The following is a 12,647-nucleotide window of genomic DNA, read 5'->3' on the forward strand; positions in this document are numbered from 1 at the left end:
ACCGCAACTCTTGCGGTATGCCTTACAGTTGGTCAGTCGGACGGAGCTGTCTGCGTACAGGAGGCGTGCTGCTTATGAGTGTTGTGCTGTCGATACCGCGCTACCCCGGCGACGTGACCCCGGCGTGGTTGTCGGCCGCGCTCAGTGGGCGCGGCGCGGCCGTCGAGGTCGCCGACGTGGACGTGGTCGCGATCGGCACCGGACAGACCGGGGCCACCTACCGGGTGACCGCCCGCTACGCGACGGATCCCGGTGACCTGCCGCAGACGTTTGTGATCAAGCTGCCGGCCCAGGACGACACGGTGCGCGACCGGGTGGTCATCGGCTACCGCAGCGAATGCGCGTTCTATTCCTCGGTGGTGGATCGGGTGCGGGTGCCGACGCCGCAATGCTTCTATTCCGAGATCACCGAGGACGCAATGGATTTTGCCCTGCTGCTCGCCGATCAGGCGCCTGCGGTGCAGGGCGATCAGCTCATCGGCTGCGGTGAAGCCGAAGCGCGCCTTGCGGTTGACGCGCTGGCCGGCCTGCACGCGCCCAGCTGGTGTGACCCCGTCTGGCTTGATTTCCCGGGCATCGCGTTCGGCCGGCCGGATGAGGCCGGTGCGGGCGGCATGGGCGAGGTGGCGAAGATGAGCGCCGACATCACGCTGGACAAGCTGGGCGATCGCATGAGCGCCGAAGACCGCGATACCTTCAGTGCGGCAATGGGTTTGATCACACCGTGGTTGCTGTCCGAGTACGACCGATTCGCGTTGCTGCACGGCGACTACCGTCTGGACAACCTGTTGTTCGATCCGGACCGAACCAGGGTCAGCGTGGTCGACTGGCAGACGCTCGGCGTGGGTCTGCCGACCCGGGATCTCGCCTACTTCACAGCAACCAGCCTCAATGCGCGGCTGCGCGCCGGCATCGAGGAAGAGCTGGTCACCGACTACCATCGCGCGCTGACGGCCGGCGGGGTCAGCGACTACGACCGCGAAACATGTTGGCGTGATTACCGCCTCGGGGTGCTGCAGGCACCGCTGATCTCGGCGCTGGGGTTCGCGTTCGCCGCCGCGACCGAGCGCGGCGACGACATGGTCCTGGCCATGCTCAGCCGCGGCTGCCAGGCGATCCGGGAGCTGGGGACGCTGGAGCTAATCGGGCACTGAGCGGCGGGCCACTTCCTGCGCCAATTGCACGCGCGAGGTGAGCCCGAGTTTGGCGTAGACGTGGGTGAGATGCGTCTGCACGGTCCGCGGGGAAATGAACAGCCGGTCGCCGATATCCTTGTTGCCCAACCCCTTGCCAACGAGGCGGACGACATCGTGCTCCATGGGGGTCAGTGAGTCCCAGCCGCTGAGCGGGCGTTTGCGTTCTCCCCGTCCGCGGCGCGCGTACGCGATCGCCTCTTGTGTGGACAGGGCCGTACCGGCCGCCCAGCCGGCGTCGAATTCGTTTTCCGACAGCGCTTCACGGGTCGCGTCCACCGATGCGGCGTATTCGGCGTCGTACACCCGGAAGCGCACCACGCCGGTGCGCTGACGGACCGCGTGGGCCGCGCCGAAAAGGCGCGCCGCTTCCAGGTGGCTCCCACCAACGTGGGCCAGCGCGGCCAGACACTCGAGCAGATCGGGAACGAACAAGTGGGCTTGCGTCTCCGCGGCGCGGGTCAGCGCGTCGTGGAGATCGCGTTCGGCCTGCCCGGGCTCGTTTTCCGCCAAGGCCACGCGCGCCCGATTGAGCAGCGCCTGCACCGTGAACCAACCCGCCGCGGCCGCAACGTCCTCGTCGGCGAAGCGACGCGCGGACGTCAGATCGCCACGGGCCAGCGCGGCCTGGGCCGAGGGCTTGTTGATGGTGCTCGCAAGCGGAAAGCCGGCGAACCGCTCGCGAGCGGCATCGCTGGCATCGGTGGCCGCGCCCACGTCGCCACCGGCCAGCGCCGCGAAAGCCACCGCCGCGTAGACGACACCTTCCTGGTACTGGCCGATTCCCGCGGCGTCGTCGAGCGCCTCGAGCGCGATCGCCCGTCCCGCGTCCGCCTGACCGCTGTGGGCCAGCACGTGGCCCAGGGCCGCCCGGGCATTGACCTGCCAGATCAGGGCGTGCGCCGCGTCCGCTTCGATTACCAATTCGCGATGCCGCGCTTCGGCCCCGGCGATATCGCCTCGGACCCACTGCACTCCGGTGAGACACCACCGGCAACCGCGCGAATAACCCCGGTCGCCGATCTCTTCGGCGAGTTTGCGGCCCTCCATGGCGGCCGTCAGTGCTCCGTCGAGGTCTCCCGCGCCGACTATGGAGGTGAGCGCCTGACTGTAGAGGAGCTGGCTTAGCCTCCACCGATCGCCAATGGCTCGGGTCAAGTCGGCTCCCTCGGACAAGTATGGCCGGGCCAGTTCGGCGTCCCAGGCGGCGAGGCGGCCGCAAGCGGTGAGAGTGCGCGCCAGCAGCGCCGGATCGTCCAGCTCACGCGCGATGGCCAGCGAACGCTGTGCTCGCGCAAAGCTTTCCGCGTCACGCATATTATCCAGGAATGCCTTGTCGGCCAACGCCCGTGCCATCGCCCGAGGTGTCACATCTGTGCCATTGACCTCAGCGTCGGCCAGACCCGCGTCGAGCCAGTCCGAACCCTCCTTGAGCCCCCCTCGTGTCAGCCAGAGTGGCTGCAGCGACGTGGCGAGGAGTAGTGCGCTGTCGGTGTCGAAATTCTCGCGGCTCCATGCGAATGCGGCTCGTAGATTGTCAATGTTGGCTTCAGCTTGGTCAAGCAGGAGTTCCAGACTGGTGTCACCGGGAGCGTCGAGTGTCGCTGCCATGGCGCTGAAATAGTCGCGGTGTCGGCCTCGAACAGCGATGGCTTCCGGGGATTCGCTGAGCTTTTCCTGCGTATACTGGCGGATCGTTTCGAGCAACCGATATCGCGTTGCCCCGTCAGTGGATTCGGCAATCACCAGCGACTTGTCAATGAGCAACGCGAGCACATCCAACACCTGGTGCGACGCCAAGTCGTTGTCGCAGACTACTTCTCGGCAGGCTTCGAGGTCGAACCCACCCATAAAAACCCCGAGCCTGCGGAACAATATCCGTTCCGGGTCGGTCAACAGCGCATGCGACCAATCCACCGAGGCACGCAATGTCTGCTGGCGACGTACCGCCGTCCGCGATCCGCCGGTCAGCAACCGGAACCGATCTTGCAGGCCGGCAAGGACCTCGTTGGGCGACAACGCGCGGACCCGCGCCGCCGCCAACTCGATCGCCAAGGGCATGCCATCGAGGCGGCGGCAAATCTCGTTCACCGCAACCGCATTGTCGTCATTGATGGTGAACCCGGGACGCACCTGGGCGGCGCGATCGCTGAATAACCGGACGGCGTCGTCGGCCAGCGACAACGACGGCACCCGCCACGTCACCTCGCCGCTGATGCCGATCGGCTCGCGGCTCGTCGCGAGCACGGTCAATCGTGGGCAGTCCCGCAGCAACGCACTGGCCAGTCCCGCGCTGGCATCCAGCAGATGCTCGCAGTTGTCGAGCACCACCAGCATGTGCCCGCCGCCGATGAATTGCAGCAGGCTTTTCTCCGAAGAACGCCCGGGTTGGTCCGGCAGCCCCAGCGCGCGTGCAGCCACGATGGGCACCAGGTCGGGGTCGGTGAGCGGTGCCAAGTCCACATACCAGGTTCCGTCGGCATAATCGCCGGCGACGAGGGCCGCTATCTGCACCGCCAGTCGGGTCTTGCCGGCGCCGCCCGCGCCGGTCAAGGTCACCAATCTGTTCCGCGCAAGCATGTTGCGGACTTCGCTCATCTCGGCGTCTCGCCCCACAAAACTGGTTAGCTCGACTGGAAGATGTTGGGCAGCAACGGCTTCGTGCTTTCGAAGGGGGGGAAATTCGTTGCAGAGATCGGAATGACATAGCTGCACAACCCGTTCGGCTCGGGGCAGATCCCGCAGCGCATGAGTGCCCAGGTCGGCCAACCAGGCGTCGTCAGGGAGCACGTCGGCAACCAGGTCGCTGCTGGTGCCCGACAACACCGTCTGGCCTCCATGCGCGAGTTCGCGAAGCCGCGCAGTCCGGTTGATGGCCGGCCCGACGTAGTTGTATTCGTCGCGCAGCTGCACCTCGCCGGTGTGCACGCCGATCCGTAACCGCAACGGAGCCAGGGGCGCGCGTTGCAATGCGAGCGCGCACCCCACCGCATCAGATGCTCGAGCGAATGCGATGACGAAGCTGTCACCCTCACCTTGCTCGACCGGGCGGACGCCGCGATGCACCCCGACCAACTCGGCCAGCGTTCGATCCAGGTTGGCGATTGCAGCGGTCATCTCCGACGGCTGGGAGTCCCATAATCGTGTCGAGCCTTGGACGTCGGCCAGCAGCAACGTCACAGTGCCGGTCGGCAGAGGCTCGTTCATGGCCACGTCGCTCCAGTCCAAGGGAGGGATTTCCGCCCGAGGATCGATCTCGCTCATGTTAGCCAGCATGAGCTTTGCGCATGCCGCAATACATCGGCGTATGCGCGTAGATCTCCGAGCTCAGAGGTCGCCGGTGAAGTCGGCGCTCAGCCAGCGATCCGGCCGGATGGTGAACAGCGCCTCCTCGACGCCTTCCATGCTGCGGACGAACGCCCGCCCGCCTTCCTCGCCGAGGTAGCGAATGGCGATGGCTTCCTGCACGTCGGCCGGGGCCGGGTTGGTGGTGTCGACCACCGCGCCCTCGACCACGACGTACTGATACGGGGGCTCCTCGCGCTGGACGACCAGCGTCACCACCCCGGACCGCTCGATGAGCCGCGCCTTGCGACTGGACGGCCCGGTCATGATCCGGATGTTGCCGCCCGGGGTGTAGTCGTACCAAATCGGGACACTGGCCGGCGGCCGGCCGTCGGCGGCCGCGACGGACAGCACGCCGACGCGCTTGGCGGCCAGGAACTCCTGACGCTCGGTTTCGGTGAAGGCTTTCATGTGGCCTGAAAGCGCGGATGCCCGACGATCTATTCCCGGACGGGCAGGTCCTAGTACTGCGTCGAGCCCTGATCGACCGGGATCTGCGCGGCGGTGACCTTACGCGACTCGTCGCTGGCCAGCCAGCACACGGTATCGGCGATCTCCTCCGGCTCGGCCACCCAGTCCGGCAGGAACGGCGTGAGGACGTGGGAGAGCTGCGGGTTGGTTTCCATCGTCTTGCCCACCGCCGTGACCATGTCGCCCGATCCCATCGGCGTATTCACCGGTCCGGGATGAACACTGTTCACCCGGATCGAATGCTTACCCAACTCGGCGGCGAAGGCCCGCGCCAGCCCGGTGACGGCGTGCTTGCTGGCGGTGTAGTGAATCATGAACGGCTGCATCTTCATACCGGCGGCGGAACTGATCAGGATGATGGAACCGCCGCGGCCGCCTTCGATGATCTTGTCCGCGCCGGCCATCACGGTGTTCCAGGTGCCGGTCACGTTGATGTCCATGACGTCGCGAAAGTTTTCCGGCGTGATGTCGTCCCACGCCTGCGGTGCGGCGACCCCGGCGTTGGCGACGATGATGTCCAGGCGCCCCAGTGCGGCGACGCCGTCGTCGACGACCTTTCGGAGGCCGTCGAAGTCGCGGGTGTCCACGACCGAGGCGATGATCCGGCGGTTCGCTTCTTCAACCAGGCGAACGGTTTCGCTCAGGTCGTCCGGGCTCGCCGGGTCGTAGGGAACACAGGACGGAAGCTTGCCGGCGATGTCGACGGCGATGATGTCGGCGCCTTCTCGGGCCATGCGCACCGCGTGCGCCCGGCCCTGGCCGCGTGCCGCGCCGGTAATGAATGCCACTTTTCCGGCAAGCTTGCCGCTCATTGACGCTCCTTCGTTGTGGTGGCCCGCCCCGCCGCCTTGACCAGGTTCGATCCGATGATCAGGCGCTGAATCTCGCTGGTGCCCTCGTAGAGCCGTAGCAGGCGCACGTCGCGGTAGATGCGTTCGACCGGAACGCCACGTATGTAGCCGCTGCCGCCGTGTATCTGCACCGCGAGATCCGCGACGTTGCCGGCCATTTCGGTGCAGAACAGCTTGGCCGCCGACGGGGCGATCCTGCGGTCCTGGTCGGTGACCCACAGCCGCGCCGCGTCACGCACCAGCGCCCGGCCGGCCAGCACCCCGGCCTGCTGGTCGGCGAGCATCGCCTGCACCAACTGAAAGCTTCCGATCGGCGCCCCGCCCTGCGTCGCGGTGGCGGCATACGCGACGGATTCGTCGAGCGCGCGTTGGGCGGCGCCCACGGCGAGGGCGGCGATGTGCACTCGCCCCCGAGCCAGCGAGGTCATCGCCGCGCGATAACCGATGTCTTCGCTGCCGCCGATCAGCGCGCCGCTGTCCGCCCGGACGTCATCGAAGCTGACGTCGGCGGTCCATGCGCCTTCCTGACCCATCTTGGCGTCCTTGGCGCCGACCTGCACTCCGGCGGTGTCCGCCGGAACCAAAAAGACCGCGATCCCGGGTCCCTTGTCGTCGGCCGGCCGGGTGCGGGCGAATACCACGAAAAGGTTGGCGACGGGCGCGTTGGTGATGAAGCGCTTCTGACCGGAGATCACCCAATTGTCGCCGTCGCGAACGGCTTTGGTGCGCAGGCCGGCCGGGTTCGATCCGGCGCCGGGTTCGGTCAACGCGAAGGAGGCGACGACGTCGCCGGATGCGATCGACGACAGCCAGCGCGACTTCTGTTCGTCGGTTCCGAACCCGACCAGAACCTGTCCGGCGATGCCGTTGTTGGTGCCGAACATCGAACGCAGCGCCAGTGACGTGTAGCCCAGCTCCATCGCCAGCTCGACGTCCTGCATGAGGTTGAGGCCGAGTCCGCCCCACTCCTGGGGGATCGCGTAGCCGAACAGGCCCATCCTCTTGGCTTCGTCGCGCAGGTCGTCGGGGACCCGATCGGTGTCGAGGATCTCCTGCTCGCGGGGGACGACCGCGCTGCGGACGAATTGCCTTGTCTGAGCGAGGATCTCGCGGAAGTCTTCGTCCGAGACTTCGGCGAACTCGGCGGTGGCCATTGGCTCCACGCTCCTCTCCCGATCCGGGGCACCCCGGTTCAGGGCAGAATCCTATATCAAATATGATATTTGCCTTGAGGCGCCCGGTGGGTGGCGATAATAGAGAAGGATGTGTGATCCAGGTGTCGTTGTTGACAGGTCAGACCGCGGTAATCACGGGTGGAGCGCAAGGACTGGGTCTGGCCATCGCGGAGCGCTTTGTCGCCGAGGGAGCGCGAGTTGTGCTCGGCGACGTCAATCTCGAGGAAACCCAGGTGGCGGCCAAGCAGTTGGGCGGTGATGACGTCGCGGTGGCGGTCCGCTGCGATGTCACGCAGGCGTCCGATGTCGAGACCCTGATCCAGACCGCGGTCGAGCGTTTCGGCGGCCTGGACATCATGGTCAACAACGCGGGGATCACCCGGGACGCGACGATGCGCAAGATGACCGAGGAGCAATTCGATCAGGTTATCTCCGTACACCTGAAGGGGACCTGGAACGGCACCCGGCTGGCCGCCGCCATCATGCGGGAAAACAAGCGCGGCGCCATCATCAACATGTCCTCGGTGTCGGGGAAGGTCGGCATGGTCGGCCAGACCAACTACTCGGCGGCCAAGGCCGGCATCGTCGGCATGACCAAGGCGGCCGCCAAAGAGCTGGCCTATTTGGGTGTGCGAGTCAACGCGATCGCCCCCGGCTTGATCCGTTCCGCCATGACAGAGGCCATGCCACAGCGCATTTGGGATTCGAAGGTCGCCGAGGTGCCGATGGGCCGGGCCGGTGAGCCCAGCGAGGTCGCCAGCGTGGCGTTGTTCCTGGCGTCCGACCTGTCGTCGTACATGACCGGAACCGTCATGGAGATCACCGGCGGCCGACACCTGTGAGTGCGCTCCGTGAAGCCGTCATCTGTGAGCCGGTGCGGACTCCGATCGGTCGCTACGGCGGAATGTTCAAGGCGCTGACCGCCGTCGACCTGGGTGTCACCGCCCTGAAAGGGTTGCTCGAGCGAACCGGGCTGGCGCCCGACGCCGTGCAGGACGTGATCCTGGGCCACTGCTATCCCAACAGCGATGCACCGGCGATCGGGCGCGTGGTTGCGCTGGATTCCGGCCTGCCGGTGACGGTTCCGGGCATGCAGGTCGATCGGCGTTGCGGTTCGGGCCTGCAGGCGGTGATCCAGGCGTGTCTGCAGGTGGGCAACGGCGACCACGACCTGGTCATCGCCGGGGGCTGCGAAAGCATGAGCAACGTCGCCTTCTACTCCACCGATATGCGCTGGGGCGGAGCCCGCGGCGGCGTTCGGGTGCACGACGGGCTGGCGCGGGGACGCACGACGGCCGGCGGCCGGCACTACCCGGTACCCGGCGGCATGCTGGAAACGGCCGAGAATTTGCGCCGCCAGTACGGCATTTCACGCCAGGAGCAGGACGAGCTCGCGGTTCGGTCGCACCAGCGTGCGGTGGCCGCGCAGAAAGACGGCGTCCTGGCCTCGGAAATAGTTCCGGTGATCATTCCCGGCCGACAGGGTGACGACGTCATCGACACTGATGAGCACCCGCGTGCGGACACGTCGGTGGATTCGTTGGGCAAGCTCAAACCCGTTCTGCTGAAGGATGATCCGCAGGCAACGGTCACGGCCGGTAACTCCAGCGGACAGAATGACGCGGCCTCGATGTGTGTGGTGACCACGCCGGAGAAAGCCGACGAATACGGCCTGACGCCGTTGGTGCGCCTGGTGTCGTGGGGGGTGGCGGGGGTCGCGCCCAACATCATGGGCATCGGGCCGGTGCCCGCGACCGAGGTGGCGCTGTCCAGGGCGGGCTTACAGCTCTCCGATATCGACCTCATCGAGCTCAACGAAGCCTTTGCCGCGCAAGCGCTTGCGGTGCTGCGGGAATGGAATTTCGGGGCCGCCGACCATGAGCGGACCAATGTGCACGGTTCGGGGATCTCGCTGGGCCACCCGGTCGGCGCAACGGGCGGACGGATGCTGGCCACGCTGGCGCGCGAGCTGGGTCGCCGGCAGGCGCGCTACGGGTTGGAGACCATGTGCATCGGCGGCGGCCAGGGTCTTGCCGCCGTCTTCGAGCGGGTCGCATCGTGATGGCCGATCCGGGGTTGCCCCTGAACGGCCTCACCGTCATCGAGGTGTCCAGCTTCGTCGCTGCGCCCCTGTGCGGCATGACGCTGAGTCAGCTTGGCGCAGAGGTGATCCGGGTCGACCCGATCGGTGGTGCTTCCGACGTGCAACGGTGGCCGCTGGCGGCCGACGGTACCTCGATCTATTGGACCGGCCTGAACAAGGGAAAACGTTCGGCCACCATCGATCTGCGCTCCACCGACGGCCAGGCACTGGTCCAGCGGCTGATCGTCGAGGGCGACGGTATCGTCGTCACCAACGCCGCCGGGCTGTCCTGGCTGAGCCACGATGTCTTGGCGGCCAAGCGTCCCGACGTCATCCATGTCCAATTGCTCGGCCGCGGCGACGGCTCCACCGGGGTGGACTACACGGTCAACGCCGGTCTTGGCTATCCGCTCGTCACGGGCCCGGCCGATCATGCCGGTCCGATCAATCACGTTTTGCCGGCCTGGGACGTGTGCTGCGGACTGTACGCCGCGCTGTCCGTCGTCACCGCCGTCCGTCGCCGTGACCGGTCCGGGGCGGGGAGCCAGATCAGCCTGGCGCTGGAGGACGTCGCGCTGGCCACCGCCGCCAATCTGGGGTTGCTCACCGAGCCGCAAGTCACTGGGACACAACGCGAACGGCTGGGCAACGCCATCTACGGCCAGTACGGGCAGGACTTCACCAGTCGTGACGGCGCCCGGTTCATGGTCGTCGCCCTCACCAACCGACACTTTCGCGATCTGGTCGAGGTCACGGGCACGCATGCCGCGGTATCGGCGGTCGCCGAGGCGCTCGGGGTCGACTTCGGGTCCGAGGGCGACCGGTACCGATACCGCGACGTGCTGTCCGGCCTGTTCGCCACCTGGTTCGCCGATCACGGCGCCGACGAGATCACCGCCGCGTTGTCGAACACCACGGTGCTGTTCGAGCGGTACCGCACCTTCGCCGAGGTCGCGGCCGGGCCGAAGGTCACTGACAATCCGCTGTTTTCGCGATTGCGGCAACCGGGCCTCGGGGACTACTTCGCGGCCGGCCTGCCGGCCGCGATCGACGGCGCGCATCCCGCCCCCTCGCCCGCGCCCGCCCTGGGACAAGACACCGCCGACGTCCTTACGCGTTTGGGGCTGACCGCCGCCGACATCGAGCGCCTGACGAACGCGAAGACCATCGAGCGCTGAGCAGCCGGAAGGTAACCATGACCAAACTTGCCCAGACCCTGGGACTGACCGAAGTCCAGACCGAGATCATCGCCACCGTGCGGCAATTCGTCGAGAAGGAAGTCATCCCCAACGCGGCCGAGCTGGAACGCGCCGACACCTACCCGCAGGCCATCGTCGACCAGATGCGCAACATGGGCCTGTTCGGGCTGATGATCCCCGAAGAGTATGGCGGCCTGGGCGAATCGCTGTTGACCTACGCCCTGTGCGTCGAAGAGCTTGCGCGCGGATGGATGAGCGTGTCCGGGGTGCTCAACACCCACTTCATCGTGGCGTACATGCTGCGCCGGCACGGCACCGACGAGCAGAAGCAACGCTTCCTGCCCCGCATGGCAGCCGGCGAGACGCGCGGCGCCTTCTCGATGTCGGAGCCCGGGCTGGGCTCCGACGTCGCCGCGATCCGCACCCGGGCCCGGCGCAACGAGGATGGCACCTACACCATCGATGGCCAGAAGATGTGGCTGACCAACGGCGGCACCTCGACGCTGGTGGCGGTGCTGGTACGCACGGCCGAGGGCTCGGACAAGCCGCACCGCAACCTGACCGCGTTCCTCGTCGAGAAGCCGGTCGGCTTCGGGGAAGTCGTTGCAGGCCTGCGTATTCCGGGTAAGATCGACAAGCTGGGCTACAAGGGCATCGATACCACCGAGATGATTTTCGACGGCTACCAGGCCAGTGCCGATGACGTTCTTGGCGGGACAACGGGGCAGGGCTTTTTCCAGATGATGGACGGCATCGAGGTCGGCCGGGTCAACGTGTCGGCGCGGGCTTGCGGGGTCGGGATTCGCGCTTTCGAGCTCGCGGTGCGCTACGCGCAACAACGCGAGACGTTCGGCAAGCCGATCGCCGAGCATCAGGCCATCGCCTTCCAGCTGGCCGAGATGGCGACCAAAGTCGAAGCGGCACACCTGATGATGGTGAATGCGGCGCGGCTGAAGGACTCGGGGGAGCGCAACGACGTCGCCGCCGGGATGGCCAAGTACCTGTGCAGCGAGTATTGTGCCGAGGTCACTCAGCAGAGCTTCCGGATCCACGGCGGCTACGGCTATTCCAAGGAGTACGAGATCGAACGGCTGATGCGTGACGCGCCGTTCCTGCTGATCGGTGAGGGGACCAGCGAAATCCAGAAGAACATCATCAGCAAGCGGCTGCTCGCCGAATATCGGGTGTGAAACGATGAGCGTTCCGGATTTCGCTGCGCGGCCTCAACTTTCCGAGGATGTGGCGCGCTTGATCCGCAGCCGGATATTCGACGGCACCTATGCCGCCGGCTCGTATGTTCGGTTGGATCAGCTGGCCGCGGAACTCGGTATCAGTGTCACACCGGTACGTGAGGCCCTGTTCGCGCTGCGCGCCGAAGGCCTGATCGCCCAGCAGCCGCGCCGGGGTTTCGTGGTGTTGCCGGTTACCGGGCGCGATGTCACCGATGTGGCCAATGTGCAGGCGCACGTGGGCGGTGAGCTGGCCGCGCGGGCCGCGGTCAACATCACCGACGACCAACTTCGCGAGCTCAAGGAGATCCAGGCGCAGTTGGAGAATGCCTACGCCGGTGATGAACACGAGCACACCGTTGGCCTGAACCACGAATTTCACCGGGCCATCAACATTGCCGCCGATTCGCCGAAGCTGGCGCAGCTGATGTCGCAAATCACCCGGTATGCGCCCGAATCGGTGTTTCCTGCGATCGAGGGCTGGCCCGAGCAGTCGATGAGGGACCATCGGCGAATCCTGTCCGCGCTCAAAAAGCGTGACGACAAGCTGGCGCGCGCGGCGATGTCGGAGCATCTCGCCGCCGGCGCGGTCCCGTTGATCGATCACCTGATCGCGCGCGGTGTGGTGGTGGACGAGTAGCTGCCACCATCTCTTGTCGCACAGCCGGGCTGGGCATACGCTGCGATCAGGGTGGGCAACGAACGGAGAGAACAAGATGCCCGCATCGCTTCGCGCATCGGCCCTATTCGTTGCGACTGCGATCGCCATCGCCCTGACACCGCCGGCGCTCGCTGACCCGGTCGACCCGATCCCCGGCAACGGTGTTTTTGTCGTGGGGCCTGATATCGCACCGGGCCTGTACCACACGGGCGGTTCGGGTTCGGCCTTTGGGGTTTGGATAAACAATGTGCCAACCCAGGACTCGATGTGTTCGTGGTTCACCTACAGCACGCCCGATGCGAACAAGGACCATGTGCTCCAGACGAATACCTCTATCGGTCCGATGTACGCGAACATCAATTCCGCGGTCAAGGCCTTCGAGTCGCAGAACTGTCAACCCTGGACGCGGGTCCCCTAAAGCGCGCTATCGGCGTCCGGCC

General features: G+C 66.3%; 11 protein-coding genes. 7 read left to right on the forward strand and 4 right to left on the reverse strand.

What is annotated here, in order from left to right:
* Positions 1-74: 74 nt before the first annotated feature.
* Positions 75-1,154 (forward strand): phosphotransferase, encoded by a 1,080-nt coding sequence (locus EPN51_RS00670; protein ID WP_293034941.1) that lies wholly within the window; start codon positions 75-77, stop codon positions 1,152-1,154.
* On the opposite strand, the gene EPN51_RS00675 is transcribed toward EPN51_RS00670, so the two are convergent.
* The 4 genes from EPN51_RS00675 to EPN51_RS00690 all read right to left on the reverse strand — a co-directional run bounded on the left by EPN51_RS00675 (position 1,140) and on the right by EPN51_RS00690 (position 7,014).
* Positions 1,140-4,457 (reverse strand): LuxR C-terminal-related transcriptional regulator, encoded by a 3,318-nt coding sequence (locus tag EPN51_RS00675; RefSeq protein ID WP_293034943.1) that lies wholly within the window; start codon positions 4,455-4,457, stop codon positions 1,140-1,142. The genes EPN51_RS00670 and EPN51_RS00675 overlap by 15 nt on opposite strands.
* 63 nt (positions 4,458-4,520) lie before the next feature.
* On the reverse strand, positions 4,521-4,949 hold the full coding sequence (locus EPN51_RS00680) for a pyridoxamine 5'-phosphate oxidase family protein (protein ID WP_293034945.1): 429 nt from the start codon (positions 4,947-4,949) through the stop codon (positions 4,521-4,523).
* A 50-nt stretch (positions 4,950-4,999) separates the two neighbouring features.
* A complete protein-coding gene (locus tag EPN51_RS00685) occupies positions 5,000-5,821 on the reverse strand; it encodes a mycofactocin-coupled SDR family oxidoreductase (RefSeq protein WP_293034947.1) in 822 nt (273 codons plus the stop codon).
* Entirely contained in the window at positions 5,818-7,014 is a 1,197-nt protein-coding gene (locus tag EPN51_RS00690) for an acyl-CoA dehydrogenase family protein (protein ID WP_293034949.1), read from the reverse strand. The genes EPN51_RS00685 and EPN51_RS00690 overlap by 4 nt, the downstream gene beginning before the upstream one ends.
* 113 nt (positions 7,015-7,127) lie before the next feature.
* On the opposite strand from EPN51_RS00690, the gene fabG reads away from it, so the two are divergent.
* From fabG to EPN51_RS00720, 6 genes are all read left to right on the forward strand, one after another.
* Positions 7,128-7,877: a 3-oxoacyl-ACP reductase FabG gene (fabG, locus tag EPN51_RS00695; protein ID WP_293034951.1), complete on the forward strand. Its 750-nt coding sequence runs from the start codon at positions 7,128-7,130 to the stop codon at positions 7,875-7,877.
* Positions 7,874-9,097, forward strand: coding sequence for an acetyl-CoA C-acetyltransferase (locus EPN51_RS00700; RefSeq protein WP_293034953.1), 1,224 nt, complete (start codon positions 7,874-7,876; stop codon positions 9,095-9,097). Before fabG ends, EPN51_RS00700 begins: the two co-directional genes overlap by 4 nt.
* Positions 9,097-10,296, forward strand: a complete 1,200-nt coding sequence (locus EPN51_RS00705; RefSeq protein ID WP_293034955.1) for a CoA transferase — start codon at positions 9,097-9,099, stop codon at positions 10,294-10,296. The genes EPN51_RS00700 and EPN51_RS00705 overlap by 1 nt, the downstream gene beginning before the upstream one ends.
* A gap of 17 nt (positions 10,297-10,313) precedes the next feature.
* The gene (locus EPN51_RS00710) at positions 10,314-11,507 is read left to right on the forward strand and encodes an acyl-CoA dehydrogenase family protein (protein ID WP_293034957.1); all 1,194 of its coding nucleotides are present in this window, start codon (positions 10,314-10,316) and stop codon (positions 11,505-11,507) included.
* 4 nt (positions 11,508-11,511) lie between these two features.
* Complete coding sequence (locus EPN51_RS00715; RefSeq protein WP_293034959.1) at positions 11,512-12,186, forward strand: GntR family transcriptional regulator; 675 nt, start codon at positions 11,512-11,514, stop codon at positions 12,184-12,186.
* Positions 12,187-12,262: 76 nt separating this feature from the next.
* Positions 12,263-12,625 carry a hypothetical protein gene (locus EPN51_RS00720; protein ID WP_293034961.1) on the forward strand — a complete coding sequence of 121 codons (363 nt, stop codon included), beginning with the start codon at positions 12,263-12,265 and terminating at the stop codon, positions 12,623-12,625.
* Positions 12,626-12,647 lie beyond the last annotated feature (22 nt).

This window comes from Mycobacterium sp., from assembly GCF_004298145.1.
Taxonomy (GTDB): domain Bacteria; phylum Actinomycetota; class Actinomycetes; order Mycobacteriales; family Mycobacteriaceae; genus Mycobacterium.